The organism is Bacillus sp. 3255 (assembly GCF_031456485.1).
GTDB lineage: Bacteria > Bacillota > Bacilli > Paenibacillales > NBRC-103111 > Paenibacillus_E.
On sequence record NZ_JAVDUS010000003.1, the window covers coordinates 176,922 to 195,798 of the forward strand.

Annotated in this window: 16 protein-coding genes; all 16 read left to right on the forward strand. The window is 45.8% G+C overall.

The genetic code is table 11. The annotated features are described in order from the left end of the window. Positions 1-24: 24 nt before the first annotated feature. Positions 25-711 carry a GntR family transcriptional regulator gene (locus tag J2X61_RS05645; RefSeq protein WP_274469092.1) on the forward strand — a complete coding sequence of 229 codons (687 nt, stop codon included), beginning with the start codon at positions 25-27 and terminating at the stop codon, positions 709-711. A gap of 140 nt (positions 712-851) precedes the next feature. Further along, positions 852-1,820 (forward strand): ABC transporter permease, encoded by a 969-nt coding sequence (locus J2X61_RS05650; protein WP_274469093.1) that lies wholly within the window; start codon positions 852-854, stop codon positions 1,818-1,820. Positions 1,821-1,833: 13 nt separating this feature from the next. Further along, positions 1,834-2,694 carry a carbohydrate ABC transporter permease gene (locus J2X61_RS05655; protein WP_310186511.1) on the forward strand — a complete coding sequence of 287 codons (861 nt, stop codon included), beginning with the start codon at positions 1,834-1,836 and terminating at the stop codon, positions 2,692-2,694. Positions 2,695-2,703: 9 nt separating this feature from the next. Next, the gene (locus J2X61_RS05660) at positions 2,704-4,404 is read left to right on the forward strand and encodes an extracellular solute-binding protein (protein ID WP_310186512.1); all 1,701 of its coding nucleotides are present in this window, start codon (positions 2,704-2,706) and stop codon (positions 4,402-4,404) included. A gap of 151 nt (positions 4,405-4,555) precedes the next feature. Continuing rightward, positions 4,556-4,975 carry an HIT family protein gene (locus J2X61_RS05665; RefSeq protein ID WP_274469097.1) on the forward strand — a complete coding sequence of 140 codons (420 nt, stop codon included), beginning with the start codon at positions 4,556-4,558 and terminating at the stop codon, positions 4,973-4,975. A 90-nt stretch (positions 4,976-5,065) separates the two neighbouring features. Then, positions 5,066-6,100, forward strand: a complete 1,035-nt coding sequence (locus J2X61_RS05670; RefSeq protein WP_310186516.1) for an acyl-CoA dehydrogenase family protein — start codon at positions 5,066-5,068, stop codon at positions 6,098-6,100. A 174-nt stretch (positions 6,101-6,274) separates the two neighbouring features. Continuing rightward, a complete protein-coding gene (locus J2X61_RS05675) occupies positions 6,275-8,497 on the forward strand; it encodes a helix-turn-helix domain-containing protein (protein WP_274469100.1) in 2,223 nt (740 codons plus the stop codon). 306 nt (positions 8,498-8,803) lie between these two features. Beyond that, positions 8,804-9,688: an ABC transporter permease gene (locus tag J2X61_RS05680; protein ID WP_379239805.1), complete on the forward strand. Its 885-nt coding sequence runs from the start codon at positions 8,804-8,806 to the stop codon at positions 9,686-9,688. 37 nt (positions 9,689-9,725) lie between these two features. Further along, positions 9,726-10,625 carry a carbohydrate ABC transporter permease gene (locus J2X61_RS05685; RefSeq protein WP_274469102.1) on the forward strand — a complete coding sequence of 300 codons (900 nt, stop codon included), beginning with the start codon at positions 9,726-9,728 and terminating at the stop codon, positions 10,623-10,625. A 34-nt stretch (positions 10,626-10,659) separates the two neighbouring features. Further along, complete coding sequence (locus J2X61_RS05690; protein WP_310186518.1) at positions 10,660-12,357, forward strand: ABC transporter substrate-binding protein; 1,698 nt, start codon at positions 10,660-10,662, stop codon at positions 12,355-12,357. A gap of 15 nt (positions 12,358-12,372) precedes the next feature. Then, positions 12,373-13,650 carry an alpha-L-fucosidase gene (locus tag J2X61_RS05695; RefSeq protein ID WP_310186520.1) on the forward strand — a complete coding sequence of 426 codons (1,278 nt, stop codon included), beginning with the start codon at positions 12,373-12,375 and terminating at the stop codon, positions 13,648-13,650. 11 nt (positions 13,651-13,661) lie between these two features. Then, a complete protein-coding gene (locus J2X61_RS05700; protein ID WP_310186521.1) occupies positions 13,662-14,534 on the forward strand; it encodes a sugar phosphate isomerase/epimerase family protein in 873 nt (290 codons plus the stop codon). 124 nt (positions 14,535-14,658) lie between these two features. Further along, on the forward strand, positions 14,659-15,105 hold the full coding sequence (locus tag J2X61_RS05705; RefSeq protein WP_310186522.1) for a DUF5662 family protein: 447 nt from the start codon (positions 14,659-14,661) through the stop codon (positions 15,103-15,105). Positions 15,106-15,157: 52 nt separating this feature from the next. Then, a complete protein-coding gene (locus J2X61_RS05710; protein ID WP_274469106.1) occupies positions 15,158-15,580 on the forward strand; it encodes a VOC family protein in 423 nt (140 codons plus the stop codon). Positions 15,581-15,937: 357 nt separating this feature from the next. Further along, positions 15,938-17,392, forward strand: coding sequence for an esterase-like activity of phytase family protein (locus J2X61_RS05715; protein WP_274469107.1), 1,455 nt, complete (start codon positions 15,938-15,940; stop codon positions 17,390-17,392). Between the two features lie 263 nt (positions 17,393-17,655). Continuing rightward, a complete protein-coding gene (locus J2X61_RS05720) occupies positions 17,656-18,834 on the forward strand; it encodes an ABC transporter substrate-binding protein (RefSeq protein ID WP_310186528.1) in 1,179 nt (392 codons plus the stop codon). The last annotated feature ends 43 nt before the right edge of the window (positions 18,835-18,877 follow it).

The window sequence follows — 18,877 nt, forward strand, 5'->3', positions numbered from 1 at the left end:
CGCTCGTCGGGCTGGAGGAATCTAATGAGTATTCAGATTGACATTTCAAGAGACAAAAGAGGACTTATAAGGGATTTCGTTTACGAAACCCTGAAGAAAAACATCATGGAGCTGCGACTTGAACCGGGGCGGTTTATCTCGGAAAAAGAACTGGTCGAGATGCTCCAAGTGAGCAGGACGCCAATCCGTGAAGCATTGGTTAAACTTACTCAGGAGGAATTAATCGAAACCACTCCGCAGAAGGGCTCCATCATATCGCTAATCGATTTACAGCATGCGGAAGAATCCCGGTTTGTCAGAAAAACATTGGAATCGGCCGTTGTTCGAGAAGCATGCGAGCTGCTTGACAAGGAGCAGGTGCTTCATCTGCAAAATCTCATCTCGCTGCAAGAACTGTGCGAATCCGAACAGAATTATGGACGTCTGTTTGAGCTCGATGAAGAGTTTCACAAATCGATTATGATCGGCTGCGGCCGGGGCCGTACGTGGGGACTTATTCAACAAATGGCAACGCATGACAACCGCATCCGGATTCTACGGCTTGCTTCCGATTCCGACTGGAAAATCATACTTGCTCAGCATCATGGCATTGTTCGAGCTATCAAGGAGAAGGATCCCGACCAAGCGGATAAAATGATAAGAGATCATTTGGAACTGCTCTTGATTGAGAAAGAAAGTTTAAAGCAGAAGCACACCAAATTTTTCAAATAAAACAAAAGGAGTGAAAGACGAAGATCAAAGCAGCTGTTATCGGTACCAGCGGTATCATAAACTCACATTTGGAAGCGCATTCAAACTTGATACAGATGGCCTACTCGGAAGAGAAACCAGTGAAATGGAGGTTGTAATCTATGCAGGCAATGAACAGTAGTGTTGCTCTGGATAAGAAGGAGAGCGTTGGCATACGGCAGCAAAAAAAGAAGGGGTTGTTGTATTACATAAAACTTGATTATTTGCTTTACCTGATGCTGCTTATCCCGATTGCATATATAGTGACATTTAAATATGCACCTATGTATGGCATACAGATTGCTTTTAAGGATTACAACATTTTTCAGGGCGTGAACATGAGTCCGTGGAATAACTTTGAAACATTCAAGCAAATTTTTTCATCACCACAATTCTATCAGGTGGTTAGAAACACGTTGATGCTGAACTGTTTGGATTTGATTTTGGGATTTCCAGCGCCGATTGTTCTAGCCATTTTACTCAATGAACTGGTATGGAATAAGTTCAAGAAGATAAGCCAGACCATCTTGTATCTGCCGCATTTCCTTTCTTGGGTAATTATCGGTGGAATTGTTGCTCAGCTGCTCTCTCCCACAGGTATGTTAAATTCCTTAATTAGCGATATGGGCGGGCCATCGTTACCGTTCCTCACGAACAAATATGTATGGGTTGCAACTTATTCTTTAATTGGCGTATGGCAGAACGCAGGGTGGGGGACAATTCTGTATCTTGCCGCTATGACGGGAATTGACAAGCAATTGTATGAAGCTGCAGACGCAGATGGGGCAGGGAGATTCAGGAAGATATGGCATATTACACTGCCAGGTATCCGACCAACCATTGTAATTCTTCTGATCCTGCAGCTCGGAAATATTATGGCTATTAACTTCGACCGACCATTCAATATTCAAAACAACCTTGTGATGGATTTTGGTGACGTGATCAGCACCTATGTTTATCGTGTAGGCATTCAATCTGCGAACTTTTCAATCGGCGCAGCTGTCGGCCTGTTCCAATCTGTTATTTGCTTAATATTTTTGGTAACCTCTAATTTTATTTCCCGTAAATTAGGAGAAAACGGAATATGGTGAGGAGGTATGGACAATGTCACAAACTTTGAAGAATAGAGTTATAGACTATACAGCAGCATCAGTTGTTTTAATTTCGGTTTTTGTTTGCCTGGTTCCTTTTCTCTATATTCTTTCCCAATCACTTAGCTCTAATCAGGCGATTATTTCCCAGGCTGTGACCATCTATCCCATAGACTTTAATATAGAAGCCTATAAAGTTGTATTCGGCGATGCGGGTATGTTGTACTCATTGTTCTACACGGTGCTTCTGACAGGTGTGTTCGTTCTCATTTCATTGACCGTTACCATATTGGCGGCGTACCCGCTGACCAAAAAAAGACTCAAGGGCAGAAATATTTTATTGTTAGTGATGCTGTTTACCATGTATTTTAGCGGCGGGTTAATTCCGGACTATCTGAATGTCAAGAGTCTGAACCTTTTGGACACGCCATTGGCACTGATTCTCCCGGGGATGATGAGCGTATACTACATGATCATATTGAAATCGTTCTTTCAGAGCTTGCCTGATAGTCTGGAGGAAGCTGCACACCTGGACGGATGCAACGAACTGCAGATTCTGCTTAAGATCGTACTGCCTCTTTCTAAGCCGGCACTTGCCACAGTCAGTTTACTATATGCCGTATTCCGGTGGAATTATTTCCAGGATGCTCTTTTCTACATTACGGACCAGAAATTTTATACGATACAGCTTAAGCTGTATAACGTTATCAATCTTTCGCAGCAAATGTCCGGCGAGAATCTCATTGTAAATCTGCCTTCAGAGGCATTGAAAGCGGCAAGTATTATGTTTGGTACAGTTCCGATTCTTCTCGTGTATCCGTGGCTCCAGAAATATTTTGTATCGGGCATTATGATTGGCGCCGTTAAAGGTTGATATGGGTTTGTGAAATGGACTATGGATCTGTTTCGCGAGTTTATATACGATTTTAAATTAAAAAAGGAGATGGGTTCTTTGAAGGTAAAGAAAGGAAGATCTATCTGTTTTTCTTTGGCAGGCCTACTAATTGCGTCTACATTGTCCGCTTGCACGAGCAATTCGTCAACCGGCACAAGCGCCACAAGCACCGCAAGTGCCACACAAGCTGCTGCTACAGCAGGCGCTAGCAAAGAACATCGAACATTAACAGTCGAAGTTTTCGACAGGGGTAAACCCGGACAGCCTGATTTGAATAATAACTACTGGACAAAGTATATTAACGATAATTTCGGTAAGCAGTTTAATGCCACAGTAAAATTTGTTTCCGTTCCCAGAGCGCAGGAAGTAGACAAGTTGAACGTATTGATGGCGGCTGGCCAGGCACCTGACATTACCTTCACGTACAACCAGGGTGTTGTCTATAATTATGTACAGCAGGGCGGCTTGGCAGAGCTTGATTCAGTTCTCAAGCAGTATGGACCTGTTCTCACAAAGTATCTTGGCGATGATGTGTTAAAGTATGGCAAATTTAATGGCAAACAGTATTCTGTACCAGGCAAGAGGACGGTTCTGGCAGGTTCTAATACTTTTATCCGCAAAGACTGGCTCGATAAATTGGGTCTTCCCGTTCCTACGACACCACAACAGTTCTATGATACCATGGTTGCTTTCAAAGAGAAGAATCCCGGAAATGTAAGCGGTGTCATTCCTTACGGTTATTCCCTGCAGCCTTTAAATCCCGGTTTAAGCTTAATACCGGAAGCCTTTAAACCATCTAACCTTACGGAAGAACAGTTTGCTACACTTCAGCCGCAATCCATCTGGTTGGCTAACTGGAGCATGCCGGGATTTGATAAAGCTGTGCAATATGTCAACAAGTTGTATAATGCAGGCTTGATTAGCCCGAACTTCGCAACTGACAAGGATGGAAAACTGCTGGACGCAGATATTTCCAACGGAAAAGTCGGCGCATTCCAGACGAACTGGGATGGACCGTACCGAACAGCTCCCGGTACTTATACCAACCTGGTCAAAAATGTTCCTGGTGCTCAGCTTATTCCGATCGATCCATGGCAGAATGATGCAGGCAAACATCCTAAGAACGGGTACAGCCCGAATGGTATGTATATCATCATCCCTAAAACAAGTAAAAATGTTGACCTTGCCATCCAGTATCTCAACTGGATGAGTGACCCTAAGGTAACCCTCTTCCTCCAGAACGGTCAGGAAGGCGTGGACTACAACATGGTTAACGGAGTTCCTAAACAGACAGGTACGACAAATTCAGGCGATAAAATGATGACTGTTGCTAACAACCTTGACTATGATATCCTATCAAACGGTATCGAGCTTGGCGATCAGAAAAAGAATGATGCAGCCATTTCGACAGGCTATCCCGGTTATGAAAAGGATGCAGAGAACGCTTTGAAGGTAGGTATGGTGGACTATTATGCTAATTACTTCTACTCCATACCGAATGCGGCTGATGCCAAAAACATAGCAGCGCTCAAAAATCTTTCAGCACAAATGCTCGCAAAACTAATTGTTGCTAAACCTGCAGAAGTGGAAGGCCTGTACAAATCATTGGTTCAACAGTACATGGACCAGGGCGGCAAGGCCGTTGAAGACGAGTTTATCAAAAATTACAAGGCTCAGAATAACAAATAAGAAGGTAATTGATCGCATAGGAACCGCTCCAAAAGGAGCGGTTTCTTTTTATATTTGCGGTGTGCATGTGAACTGAGTTTCGTGCTTGGATGTGATATGATAGTGTAGCAGTCCAACTTATACCATTTACAATCGAACAGGAGTGTCAGACATGAGTTCAATTTGCAATTATTGTAGTAAAAATGAAGCACTGAATAATCTCATGATCGAAATCGGCCAGTTACGTGTATCAACCTTGTATTTGTTTCGGGAGCAAACGTACCGGGGGCGCTGTATTGTCGCTCTGAACGAGCATGAAACGGAGTTTTTTCATCTGTCGCAGGACAAGCAGGATGCTTATATGCGCGATGTAGCCCAAGCGGCAGCAGCCATTGAAAAAGCGTTCCAGCCGGATAAAATTAACTACGGTGCTTTTGGCGATACGATGCCGCATGTCCATTTTCACATCGTACCGAAATATAAAGATGGCTATACGTGGGGGAAAATGTTTGAAATGAACCCATCTGCCAATCTTCTTTTAACTGAGGAACAATATGAGGCGCTCATTGACCAAATCAAGAGCCATCTCTAAAGGTTCGTAAAACGGAAACACGAGAGGTGTCACACGATGGAGCTTTTTCATTCTGAATTTGTCCGATCCTTAAGAGATGCCTCCTTTGACATGGAACAAGCTGGGGTTATTAGCGGGGAAGCACTGCAACACATATACGATCACAAACTGTTCAAGCTATTCCTGCCCGAAGAGGTCGACGGCACCATGACGGAACTGCCGCAGGCGCTCCGTATCTTTGAACAAGCCTCGTGGATCAATGGAAGCTTCGGTTGGGCCGTAACGATCGGCTCCGGCGGGAATTATTTCTATGCCTGCTTCCCGTCCTCCACGGCGGCCGATTTGTTCAAGCGAAAGGATGCCGTAATCGCTGGAAGCGGCCACCCATCCGGTACCGCCCGAAAAGTCGAGGGGGGCTATTTATTGAATGGTTCCTGGAACTATAACAGTGGATCGCTATATGCAACGATCTTTACCGCGACTTGTAAGGTTGATGACCCCAGTAATCCAGCTGTGCAAGAGGTTCTTGCTTTCGTTCTTCAGCCGGATCAGGTAAGAGTGAAGGAAGATTGGGACGCTTTCGGCCTTAGGGCGACAGCGAGCCACACCACAACCGTATCGGATGCTTTCGTGCCGGAGCATCTGGCTTTCAATGTTTTTCACAGCACATTCCATGATCATCCGATCTATCGCTATCCGTTTCAGACGTTCGCCGAGGCTTCTTTCACCGCTGTTGCAATCGGGATAGGCAGGCATTTCTTAGCTGAAACGAAGCTATTGATAGACAGGTACAAGGAAACTTGGGATCGTTCGAACCCGGCACGTTCGCCGTTCCTTAAAGCCCAGTTAGAGGAGGCAACTCGCCGCTTACAGGAACAAAAGCTGCTCTTCTATAACACCATCGAAGATTCATGGGCTCGCCACCTTGCCGGCGAGAAGTTAACGGAAGAAGCGTGGAGCGACATCGGGGCGCAATGCAAAAAAGCTGCAAAGACCGCATACTCGTCAGCACAGCAGCTTTTCCCATACTTAGGCTTAGGCGCAACGATGCAGCATACGCTCATTAATCAAACATGGCGCGATTTGCAGACCGTTTGCCACCATTCCATCTTGGTGGATTATCCAGCAGTATTACTACATGAATAATAAGCTTACGTCGATCGTTAGTTAATGAGTAGGGGAGTAGTTCGCCGCACCGGCAACTGCTCCCTGTTTCTATTACAGTAACGGGGAGGATTTCGTAACAATCTGTGGAATAAAGTGTAAACAAAGTAAGGGGCTTTCTCCCGTTACAATCACGTTCATAGGTGGAGGCTGAACATGAGGAAAACATTATTTAACCGGCTGCTGCTTTCCTATATGCCCATTTTCATCATCGTGGTAACGTTTACATTTTTCGTCTTTTTCCAGATGCTAAGCGAACAGAGCCGCAAAGAGGCGCTTAACGCGAACAAAATGCTGTCCTTACAGGCCATGCGCCTGATCGACACCTCCCTGAAAGCGATTGACAACATGGTGATGATGGAAACGATTAACAATAAAGAATTGACTAATTTCTTCAATTATGATGCGAAAAATAACATTTCCATCAACATCAGCGCGGTAAAAGAAATGCGGGATATGATCTCCTCGTACCCCATGATTGATTCGATTTATTTGGTGCGTTATGAAGACAATTTCGTGCTCAGCAATGCGACCAGCGACCAGCTTAGTAACTATAAGGACGAACCGTTCATTAGACGGTCCATGGATCCGCTTGTATCCAAGCAATGGTCGGGTGTAAGAAGCTTTGAGCAGTTTTCTGTGAAAGGCAGCAAGCCCGTCGTCAGTCTAGTGCGGGGAGCGCCATTCATTACTGGTGAGAAAGGGATGATCGTCGTCAATGTGGCGACCGATTCTTTGCAGAACAGTATCGCCGACCTCTACGATTCGGATACAAGCTATATCGGGATTCGGGACTCTGCGGGTCATAATCTGTTTAGCGGCTTAAGTCAAGCAGAGGAAACAAAGATATTCTCCAATTATGTCTCGAGCTATACCGGCTGGACTTATCAAAGCGGACTTGTTAACAGCAAGGTGTTTCATGTCATCTCCTCACTCTATAATGTATGGTTTATCATCGGAATCGCGATGATTCTGGTTGGATTGGTATGGATGCTGTACGTAACCAGACGCAACTCGAAGCCGCTGGAACAGATTGTGGCGCGCATCCGCGGATACCGGCTTCCAACATCGAAAGAGGGGGCAGATGAATTCTCGTTCATCGAATCGGCGCTGTCCAATATTATTGAACAATCGAATCAATACCAACAGAAGCATGAAGAGGACAGGCATCTTCGCACGAAATATTTGTTTCATCAGCTTATCGAAGGTGACACGGGTTTAACGCATGACGAATGGATGGAAGAAACAAGCAGCTTGCAGCTGCCGTACGCTTCAGACAGACAGATCGTTCTGGTCATTGAATTGGACAAATATAGCGACTTTTGTTGTCAATACTCACGCAAAGATCAGAATCTGCTTAAATTCGCACTGCGCAGCGTTATTCAGGAGCTTGCTCCGAACTATGAGCTCGTGCTATGGACGGAGTGGACTTCAGCCTATCAGCTCAGCGTGATGGCATTCGTCGATAGCGGGGATGAAGCCAGCATTTCCACGATACTTGAGCTTTTCGAAAACGTTCGGATGTGGGCTCAGGATAATCTAAAGTTTACGGTTACGGTTGGCATCGGTGAACAGGTCGCAGAGCTTTCCAGCGTTGCAAATTCGTATAAAGAAGCGCTTCGGGCGCTTAAATATAAAATTGTGCTGGGCGAAAACAGGCTGATTACCGGCGAACATATCGCCAATCATGGTCAAGCCGAGGTGTTTTCGCACCTGAATACAATCCGTTCCATTATTCAATCGTTCAGACTTCTCGAGGATGACTGGCAGACGAAATTTGAGGAGCTTTTTAGTGAAATGAAGCTTTGGCTCTTGACCAAAGATGAAATTAAGAACCTGATGAATTATTTCATTTATTATTTGGGACGCGAAATGGCCGGTATGGCCAAAGAGATTCAAGAAATATGGGCGCGGGACGGCTTACCCAAGCTTAGCAAAGTCATCGATGACAGCCATTCTCTGGACCAAATGCGGGAAGAATCTCTAATCGTGTTGAACGGTCTATATACAGGCTTGCTGGAAGCGCAGGACAAACGGCTGCACGCAGCTACCATCCGTGACATGCGGAAATTCATCGAGGAGGAATACGCCAATCCGAACATGTCGCTCGACTATCTGAGTTCGACCTTTAACATTAATAGCAAATATGTAAGCAAGCTGTTTAAGGAAGAGACCGGACAGAAGTTCGTGGATTTCCTGATTGATATCCGTATGCAGGTTGCGCGGCGACTTCTCAGCGAATCGCTGGCTTCAATGCAAGAGGTTGCGGAGCAGGTCGGATATACAAGCGCGATTTCATTCAGCCGGGTGTTTAAGAAAGTGGTTGGATGCTCGCCAAGCGAATTTCGTGAAGAAGCGGCTCGCAGACAGATCGGGTGAATTTGGTTAAGCCGTAGAAAATAGTTTGCTGAACCTGTTTACACAGCAATTGTATCCTGCTTATTTAGCGGCAGCTCCGGGGAATTACCGGAGCTGCGCGCTTTTTCAAGCCATGCGAAAATGGTTAAGGCCACGATTCTTGTTTCTTGCAGCGGCCTTATTCCGCATACTACGATGAAATTGTGAAAGCGCAATCACTAACAAACACGAAAGGAGAAGGAGCATATGTCAAGCATGCAAAAGGAAATAAGTGCATCCGTACCTCTCGCGCACAGCAAATCCTCCTTAAGCGTCGTTGGGAAAAAGATGAAGCGTCACTGGCAGTTATATCTGGTTGTATGTTTGCCGCTGCTGTATTTGATTATTTTCAAGTATATTCCTATGGCTGGTGTCGTCATTGCTTTCAAAGACTACAACGTCATCAAAGGCATTTGGGGCAGCCCGTGGGTCGGTTTGAAATATTTCGAACAATTTTTCGAGTCGCCGAATTTTTGGATGTACATGAAGAACACGCTGGGCATCAGTCTGTATGGTCTGCTTGTCGGCTTTCCGGCTCCGATCTTGCTGGCACTCGCTTTGAATGAAATACGCAACGGGTTCTTCAAAAGCAGCGTTCAGATGATTACTTACGCGCCTTACTTTATTTCGACGGTCATCATGGTGTCTATTCTCATCGTCACCTTGTCGCCGAACGTTGGCATTATCAGCAAGTTTCTGCAGATGCTCGGCGTGGACAACACCAACTTCATGGGCATTCCCAGCTTGTTCAAATCGATCTATGTCTGGTCGGATGTATGGCAATATACAGGTTATGGAGCCATTATTTACATTGCCGCTTTATCCGGAGTTAATCCTGAACTGTACGAATCCGCAAAAGTAGACGGCTCATCCCGCATGCAGAAAATTATTCATATCGATATTCCCAGCCTCATTCCGGTTTCCGTCATCCTGCTTATCTTGAATCTGGGGAACATTATGAAGCTTGGCTTCGAGAAAATTTATTTGATGCAAAATCCTCTCAACGTCAGTACGTCGGAAGTTATTTCAACCTACGTATACAAGGTGGGGCTGCTCAGTTCCAGCTTCAGCTTCTCGGCTGCCATCGGTTTCTTCAATTCGGTCGTCAATCTGATCCTGCTGGTGAGTGTCAACTACATCGCCAGAAAGCTGTCCAGTTCAAGCTTGTGGTAGCAGCTTGCGCCCGAGACTGCAGGAAGGAGGCATTTATATGATTAAATCATCAAGAATTCGCGAAACGCAGGGCGATCGGCTCTTTTTGATGGGGATATACACGTTTCTGTCGGCGGTTCTGATTGCCGTCCTGTTTCCGCTCATTTTCATCGTTTCCTCATCGTTTAGCTCGCCGCAAGCGGTCGTTTCCGGCAAAGTATGGCTGTTTCCCGTCGATGTAACGCTTGAAGGCTACAAAGCGGTGTTCCGCAACCCGCAAATCGTAACCGGTTACACGAACTCGCTTATTTATGCGGTAGCAGGAACGATAATTAACGTCGCTTTAACCGTCATGCTTGCCTATCCAATCGCCAAAAAAACATTCTACGGCCGCAATTTCATTATGGTGCTTCTTGTCATTACGATGATGTTCGAGGGAGGGCTTATCCCGTTCTATCTCGTGGTCAAAAACCTGCATTTACTCGACACGCGTTGGGCCATGATTTTGCCGGGAGCTATGGCTGTGTTTCAAGTTATTGTTGCCCGCACCTTTTTCCAAACGACGATTCCCGACGAGATTGCGGAAGCGGCTGAGCTTGACGGCTGCAGCGACATCCGATTCATGACGAGTGTCGTGCTGCCGCTCTCCAAGCCGATCCTGGCTGTGCTGACATTGATGTATGCAGTAGGGCATTGGAATGCCTACTTCGATGCGCTGATTTTTCTGAAATCACCGAACTTGTTCCCTCTGCAGATCGTGCTGCGCAACATTCTAATTCTGAATACCATAGATCCGACCATGGTGTCCAAAGTTGACCAGATGCTGGCTCAACAAGGCTTGAAGGATCTGCTCAAGTATTCGCTTATCGTGGTTGCAAGCGCGCCCGTCTTAATCATTTATCCATTCGTACAGAAGCATTTCGTGAAAGGTGTCATGATCGGTTCATTGAAAGGGTAAAAGGACTTGTTTCGATAAAAAGGGAGGAGTCGTTATGATGACAAATTGGAAAAAATCATACACCGGCACGATGGGGGTCGCACTTTGCTTTTCGCTCGTCTTGAGCGCCTGCAGTACGGATTCGGGCTCTTCCACAGAGAGCACGCCTTCAGGAGCCGCGCCGGCCGCAAGCGATGTATTCACACCGGTGGGCCAATTTCCGATTGTTAAGAAGCCGATGACCATTAAGATGTTTGCACCGCAGCTCGCCAGCATCGAGAATATGGAAACCAACTCTTTCACGAAATATTTGCAGGAGAAAACGAATATCCAAATCAAATGGGACCTTGTACCCGACAAAGCGTTAAACGACCGCAAGCAGCTGATGCTGGCAAGCGGCGATTATCCGGAAGTGATTCTGCAAGGGGCATTAACCAAAGACGAGCAGATGAAATACGGCAAGCAAGGCGTATTCATTCCGCTGAACAATTTGATTGAGCAATATGCTCCTAATTTCATGAAAGCGATGGTTGATCTGCCGTACTTGAAAAGCTCCATCACCTCACCGGACGGCAACATCTATGCACTGCCTCAAGTGAATGAGTGCTACCACTGTAATTACGCTCAAAAGCTGTGGATTAACCAGGCTTGGCTGGATAAGCTCGGACTGAAAATGCCGGCGACAACGGATGAGTTCTATGAAGTGCTCAAAGCATTTAAGGAGAAAGATCCGAACGGGAATGGGAAAAAGGACGAAATTCCGCTTACCGGCTCCGACGACATGTGGGCCGGAAACATTGCATCCTTCTTGATGAATGCGTTCATCATCGACGATCAGATTGATAAAGACAGCGGGACTTTCCTTCAGTTAAAGGACGGCAAAGTGGATCTGGTTGCGAATAAGGCAGAATGGAAGCAAGGGCTGATCTACCTGAACAAGCTGTATAAGGAAGGTCTGATTGATCCGGCTTCATTTACGCAAAATTCCGATGCGATTCAGCAGCTGGGTAACCGCCAGGACGCGAATGTGATGGGCGGAATCACGACGGCCTTGATCAGCTATGCGCATTCACCGGACGAGAAGCATCCGCGCCATAAAGAATATGTTACCGTACCTCCGCTCAAAGGACCGAACGGTGTACAGCAAGCCGGCTATTTCGCCGGAATTGGCAGCTCGCAGATGGCGATTACGAATAAGGCGACCGCAGACCAGCAAATTGCTGCTATTCGAATGGCAGATTACTTGTATACAGAAGAAGCAATCGTACTTGAAGAGCGCGGTCCCGAAGGCAAAGGATGGCGCAAAGCGAAGGACGGCGAGCTGGATATGAACGGCAAGCCGGCGAAATATGCGATCATTCCGCAAGCCGAAACCAAGACGACGCACAACGATGGTTGGGAGCAGATCGGCCCGTCTCTCCGCACATTCCAATATCGCGATTCGTGGGCAGCCTTGCAGGATCCGCTCGCTGAAGGCGCATACGAAGTTCGTTTGAAGCGTGAGTCCGCGAAATATGAACCGTACCAATCGAAGGTGATGTATCCGCCCAGCGTGTTCATTGCATTGGAAGATGCGGAAATTGCGGCACAGTTGAAAACGACGATCCGCGATTACATCAAGTCCAACATGGCGCAGTTCATTACGGGAAGCAAAGACATCGAGAAAGAATGGGACAGTTATGTAAAAGGGTTTGATGGCCTGCAGGTTAACAAATATATAGAAATTTATCAGAAGGCAGTTGCCAAAAAGTAAACCGGATAAGGAAGGATGAAGCCAATGAATCTTGTTCAGAAATTAAAGCCCTCGGCGAAACAGCTTGCCTATCAAAGTTGGGAATTCGGATTATTTCTTCACTTCGGGCTGCGCACGTTCTATGAAGGTTATGTCGACTTCGATGAAAGGCGCATGGATCCCGCAGCTTTCAATCCCGTTCTGCTCGACTGCGAGCAGTGGATTCGGACAGCGAAGGAAGCCGGTATGAACTACGCCGTGTTAACGGCCAAGCACCATGACGGCTTCTCGAACTGGCCATCCAGCTACAGCCAATTTACTGTGGCAGCGTCCCCATGGAAGGCAGGAAGCGGGGATGTCATTCGCGAATTTGTTCATGCTTGCCGAAAATATGATGTGAAGCCAGGCTTGTACTATTCACCGTATGATGGTTCAGCCGACTTCTACACCCAGGATGCGAAAGCCTACGACGATTATTTCGTCAATCAAATTACGGAGCTCTTGACCAATTACGGAGAGATCGACATCCTTTGGTTTGACGGTTGCGGCTCAGAAGGCCATTCGTACGATTGGCATCGTATTATTGGTGAAATTCGCCGCATGCAGCCTCATATTTTAATTTTCAATATGGGGGATCCTGATTTCCGGTGGGTCGGCAACGAGGACGGCATTGCTCCTGTTCCATGCTGGAATGTGGTTGACTCGACAGAGTTCTCCATCCTGACCGAGAAGAAAGAGCAGCAGCTGGGAGACCGCTTATGGCTGCCCGCGGAATGCGATGTTCAGATGCGGAAGAATTGGTTTTACAGCGATAGCGATGAACATACGCTGAAGAGTGTAGAAGAGCTAATGGGGATTTATTATCATTCCGTTGGCCGAGGAGCGAACCTGCTGCTTAATATCGGGCCGGATCGAAATGGATTGCTTCCTGAGATTGACGCGAAGAGACTATTGGCATTCGGTTCGGAGATTCGCAGGCTGGTTGAGAGCCCTTTCGCTACGCTTGCGCAATGTGAAAGAAGGGGAAATACATGGGTCTATGAGATGGATGAACCGCAGCTGCTCGACCACATTGTGCTTCAAGAAGATCTAACTGCAGGTGAGAATGTAAGAGGCTTCCGGATTACTATCATCACTGCCAAATCACGGCGGCCCGTGACCATCTATGAGGGACAGCATATAGGCCATAAAGCGATTATTCGTGTCCCGGCCGTCAAGGTCCGAGGCGTTATGGTGGAGATCACGGAAAGCGATCAAGAAGCAGTACTCCAAGGACTGAGCTTCCACCATGTGGGCTATCCAAAATCATACTAGGAGGTAGGAAGATGAAAATCGGCCTAAGCTCGTATAGTTTACTGCAGGCGCTGAAAGCAGAGAAAATGACCATTCTGGATGCCGTTCAGTGGGTGAAAGACAACGGCGGCGAGCATCTGGAGCTTGTTCCGTACGGCTATACGCTTGTTGATAACCTTGAGCTTGCGGATGCGCTCAGGGATAAGGCGAAGACGGCCGGCATCGAGCTGTCCAACTATTCCATTCCCGCAAATTTCGTACAGGAGTCCGAGGCGGAGTTTGAAGCGGAAATGAACCGCGTCAAGCAGCACGTTGATCTGGTGCATCGATTGGGCATGCGGCATATGCGCCATGATGTTACTGCGTTTACACTGCCTCCGGAGAAAATGACGATCCAATATTTTGAAAACAGCTTACCCCTTATTGTTCGCGGCAGCCAAATCATTGCTGATTACGCGGCGGCATTCGGCATTACGACAACGATAGAAAATCACGGCTTCTCCGTCCAAGCGAGCGACCGGGTACAGCGCGTACTGCTCGAAGTCAATCGTCCTAATTTCAAAACGACGCTGGATGTAGGCAACTTCATGTGCGTGGATGAAGCTCCGCTTGTCGGGGTGCGCAAAAACCTGCCTTACGCTTCGCTCATACATTTTAAAGACTTTTATTTCAGACCCTATTTCCAAAATCCGGGGGAAGGCAATTGGTTCCGTACGGCAAACGGGAATTACTTAAGAGGTGCGATCATCGGCCAGGGAGATATTGAAATCAGGGAAATTATTAAGCTGATCAAAAGCTCCGGTTATGACGGCTATGTTACCGTGGAATTCGAGGGAATGGAAGATTGCGAATTGGGTTCACGGATCGGCATGAGCAATTTGAGAAGGTTGTGGGATGAAAATTAGTCTATTTACAAACTCAATGTTTAGCTGGTAATATTAGACAAATGCTCAATCTCGCCCCAGGACATTGTTCTTGGAGGTGGGATTCTTTTTTGTTCTCTTATTCTTGAGAGGAGAGATATATACGATGATGAAAGCTTATTGGAAATACTTCTTATATATCCTGAATCACAAAACCAACGTGTTGATTGAATGTTGGAAGGAGGGCTTATACGTTCAAGGAGTTATTCATGACTTTTCGAAGTTTTCACCAGCTGAGTTCTTTCCCTACGCAAAGAAATTTTATTCCGGAAAACCTTTGGACATAGAGGAGGAGCTTAAATGGAAGTACGCTTGGCTTCGTCACCAGCGTAAGAATAAGCACCATTGGGAGTATTGGGTTATTAACCCTAACACCAAAGAGGCATTGCCCATGCCAAAGAAGTATGTAATTGAAATGGTATGTGACTGGCGTTCCTTTTCAAGGAGATGGGGTGGAAAAGTAAAAGAGTCTACTCTAAACCTTACAGATAGCATAGTAGTCCATCCCGAAACAAAAAGAGAGCTTGAACTTATGACATCCTCTACCAGATAAATCGTTGAACGAACAGGCAGCTTAATCATGTCATGAGTCCGGAGGTAATTTTATGAAGCCAAGAATTACAGTATTAACTTTGGGTGTAGATGATTTAGAAAGGGCATTGAAGTTTTATCGGGATGGACTTGGATTTCTGACGGAAGGTATAGTTGGTACAGAATTTGAGCATGGTGCCGTTGCGTTCTTCGAGCTGCAGGAAGGCTTAAGAATGGCGATTTGGAAACGCAAAGATATTGCGTTTGATACCAAACTTAATCCAACCATGACAAGTCCTACGGAATTCACGATAGGTCATAATGTAGGAACCAAAGAGGAAGTTGATACAGTCATGGAACAAGCTCAGAAAGCTGGCGCGGTAATTACAGTTCCAGCTCACAGCACATTTTGGGGCGGATACTCGGGTTACTTCCAAGATCCAGACGGGCATTTGTGGGAAGTCGTATGGAATCCTCAATGGGAAATCAAAGATTAAACAGGCGCGGCCAATAGGCTCCCCTTAAGGTACACAGGTATTTTGATGCCAAGTTTAATCCCATCATCGAGCAGGCTTTAAACCTATATAATTTTGCAGATGATGTCGGGTGAGAAGAACATTTAACTACATCTGCATTAATCAAAATTTCACAATTTGATATAGAGAACATGAGTGATGATTTACTGCAAGATAAGCTCGAAAGTTTTTTAGCTATACGCGTATGAGGCGAAAATCAATCGACTAATCGACAATTTACAAAACCTTATTATTATAAGATATTTCCTCTAACATTCCTTTGATATAAATATCATGTTACCAATTATTCGTTATAATCGAAGGGAGTTCATTAGAGAAATGAAAAAGTGGATCGCCAATACATCGATACTGCTCGCGCTAAGCGTGGCGGTAACGGGAGCTGCTTCTGCCGCAACCAAAAGCGGTGAAACATCCGAGCAAATTACATATGCCAATAATGGCCAAGCGGTAATGCCGAGCACGCCGGCTGTGAATATCGATGGAAGTTTGTATCTGCCTGTCCGTGCACTTGCTGAAGCGACCGGCAAATATGTAGATTGGGACGAGTTCCGCGAAAGCGTATCTCTGACGGACAAGCCTGTCTTGACCGGGAAATACGAGCTCAAAGCACCGGACCTTGCCGAAGGCATCAAAATGGGCGTAGGCTCTTCTCTGACGCACCTTCCTGGTGATCCTGATAATGTATTCTATACGACGGCGGACCGCGGTCCGAATGGTCAAATTGACGTGAACGGTAAAACCCTTCGCACATTCCCGATTGCAAGTTATACGCCAACGATTTATAAAATTGAAGTGAGCAGCGGCGAGATCAAAATTTTGGACAAATGGCCTCTGAAGCTGTCCGGCAACGATCCGGTTTCGGGAACAAGCGCAATTACCGGATTGCCGAACATCAAAGGCCGCGACGAAGCGCCATATGACGCCAAAGGCGAGAAAGAACTGTCCTACGATCCTTACGGTTTAGATATTGAAGGCCTTGCTTACAATCCGAAAGACGACACGTTCTGGATCTCCGACGAGTACGGTCCTTCCATCGTTCACGTGAAGCGTGACGGCACAATTATCGAGCGTATTGTACCGAAAGGCTGGTCCGCACAGGCAGCTACACCGCTTGTGCCTGCGCACGAAAACTTGCCGGATGTGTACAATAAGCTTCGTCAAAACCGAGGTGCGGAAGCTGTAGGCATCACGCCAGACGGCAAGTATATGTTCATGGCGATGCAAAATGCACTTCGCAACCCGGACAAGGCAATGGACAACTCCCGCCAAGTACGGATTATCAAATTTGATCTGACTACGCTGCAGCCGGTAGCAGAATTTGCTTACATGCTTGAAAATGCAAGCCAATTTAAGAATTTGGCTCAAGGCGATATCGTGATCTCCGACATGGTGGCAGTGAACGAAAATACACTCCTGATCGACGAGCGCGATAAATTCTCCGGAGATAAAGCTCAACTGAAGCGGATCTACCAAGTTGATCTGTCCAGCGCTACGAATATCCTTGGCAAGTTCGACACAGTGGCCGCCGCAGGTAAAACCCTCGAACAAATGAGCGTACAGGATTTGAAAACGGCGAGCATTTTGCCAGTGAAAAAATGGACAGTGCTGGATGCGGTAAGCTTTAAATTCCCGTTTGAGAAAATCGAAGGGGTTTCGCTTGTCAACGATGACACACTGGTTATTACGAATGATAACGACTTCGGCATCGACAGCAAATCGTCAGATAACGGAACGCTCCTGTGGACGTTCAAACTGCCTTACAAGATTCAATAATAATGGCATGAAGCCCAAAACCGTTTTTTGAACGGTTTTGGGCTTTTGTTCTGATGGTGTAGATCTTGAGACATGCCGATTTGATGGAATACAAGTGGTGAAGAGTTCAGAGGTTACGCTAACTTGAACGATAGTTGGCAGCCTCGTTACGCTAGGGGCTGTAAAAATAGATAGTATAAGATAATAATGCCCTATTTACCAAAGGGAACATATGTTCTAAACTGTGGAGGCGATGCCATTTCCAATATATAGGAGGTTGTGCGATGAAGAAAACAATTATTTTTAGTTCTAAATGGTATGACCATGAGTTCGAGTCAGTGATCGCATCGAAGCTTAGGAAAAAATTTCCAGAATTCATGTTTTCACATGTACAGGACTCGGGAGGATATACTTCTGCGGAAGCCTGGGGAGCTTGGGAATATCGTACAGGTCTTGATATCCGAATTGATATTAGTGATGTACCGGCTTTTAAGAAAAAGGATTATGAACTAACACCTTTTTTGAATAATTCTGATGTCAAACTTGAATCCTTTATACCAAGTTTACTTAAGTCGGTTTCCAATGAAAAACGAATATATGGTCTACCCTTTGCTGTAGGAACAAATTATACGCATGCACTTTTTTATAATGAACATATATTTGCGAAGTTTCATGTCCCAGTTCCCGAACATGAAATGACGTGGGACGATGTAATAACTTTAGCAGCAAAAGTAACTGGAACAATCGATGGTATACCTTATTGCGGATTAGACATTGGGGATTATTCTTTATTAAAAATGCAGCTGGGAATAAGGTTTCTTGATCCTGAAACACACCGACCAAAACTTCGGGATAGTGACTGTAACGAATATTTCCGCATAATAAAAGTTGCTTATGGGATACCGGGGAATGTTCAAGATACCGATGAACGTATATTCGTTTATGGTAGGGCATTCCGTCGAAATGGAACTGTTGCAATGTCCATAGACTCCCCTGAGATGTTCAGCCAAAAGCTTCCGTTTAAGTTAGGAGCCGTACGTTTCCCAAAGATTTATAATCACCTTATAGTTCCGTCATTAAGTGATTATGGATGGTTTTTAACCTTACATCCTAGCTCCGAACATAGGGAAGAGGCGTTTGAAGTCATATCTTATTTAGTGTCGGAAGAATTCCAACTGTATCTTTCTAGCATTGGTCGATTCTCTTCCTTATCTGACAGAAAATACGAGGCGAATTATGGACAGGATAATCCGAATTTCTCAGAAAATAACATGGAATGGGTGTTTCAAGGTATAAAAAAAGGCTGGGCAAATCCGCAAAGCCCCTATGAGAATATGGCTGGAAGTATTGTTAGAAGTGAAATGGAACGAGCTGTGCGGGGAAAAATCCAATGGGAAGAAGCAATTGAAACAATGGAAACAAGAATTCTTGAGAAATTAAGTTTTGAAATGCACGATAGCTGAGTGAAGACACCGTGGTAGCTGGTCATCTTGATCTTCTTCATCG

Excerpts from the sequence above, each read along its gene's own strand:
- J2X61_RS05705 (WP_310186522.1), top strand. The coding sequence starts at position 14,659 with ATGATGAAAGCTTATTGGAAATACTTCTTATATATCCTGAATCACAAA.
- J2X61_RS05710 (WP_274469106.1), top strand. The coding sequence starts at position 15,158 with ATGAAGCCAAGAATTACAGTATTAACTTTGGGTGTAGATGATTTAGAA.
- J2X61_RS05685 (WP_274469102.1), top strand. The coding sequence starts at position 9,726 with ATGATTAAATCATCAAGAATTCGCGAAACGCAGGGCGATCGGCTCTTT.
- J2X61_RS05645 (WP_274469092.1), top strand. The coding sequence starts at position 25 with ATGAGTATTCAGATTGACATTTCAAGAGACAAAAGAGGACTTATAAGG.
- J2X61_RS05650 (WP_274469093.1), top strand. The coding sequence starts at position 852 with ATGCAGGCAATGAACAGTAGTGTTGCTCTGGATAAGAAGGAGAGCGTT.
- J2X61_RS05690 (WP_310186518.1), top strand. The coding sequence starts at position 10,660 with ATGATGACAAATTGGAAAAAATCATACACCGGCACGATGGGGGTCGCA.
- J2X61_RS05715 (WP_274469107.1), top strand. The coding sequence starts at position 15,938 with ATGAAAAAGTGGATCGCCAATACATCGATACTGCTCGCGCTAAGCGTG.
- J2X61_RS05680 (WP_379239805.1), top strand. The coding sequence starts at position 8,804 with ATGAAGCGTCACTGGCAGTTATATCTGGTTGTATGTTTGCCGCTGCTG.
- J2X61_RS05720 (WP_310186528.1), top strand. The coding sequence starts at position 17,656 with ATGAAGAAAACAATTATTTTTAGTTCTAAATGGTATGACCATGAGTTC.
- J2X61_RS05655 (WP_310186511.1), top strand. The coding sequence starts at position 1,834 with ATGTCACAAACTTTGAAGAATAGAGTTATAGACTATACAGCAGCATCA.
- J2X61_RS05695 (WP_310186520.1), top strand. The coding sequence starts at position 12,373 with ATGAAGCCAATGAATCTTGTTCAGAAATTAAAGCCCTCGGCGAAACAG.
- J2X61_RS05670 (WP_310186516.1), top strand. The coding sequence starts at position 5,066 with ATGGAACAAGCTGGGGTTATTAGCGGGGAAGCACTGCAACACATATAC.
- J2X61_RS05665 (WP_274469097.1), top strand. The coding sequence starts at position 4,556 with ATGAGTTCAATTTGCAATTATTGTAGTAAAAATGAAGCACTGAATAAT.
- J2X61_RS05675 (WP_274469100.1), top strand. The coding sequence starts at position 6,275 with ATGAGGAAAACATTATTTAACCGGCTGCTGCTTTCCTATATGCCCATT.
- J2X61_RS05700 (WP_310186521.1), top strand. The coding sequence starts at position 13,662 with ATGAAAATCGGCCTAAGCTCGTATAGTTTACTGCAGGCGCTGAAAGCA.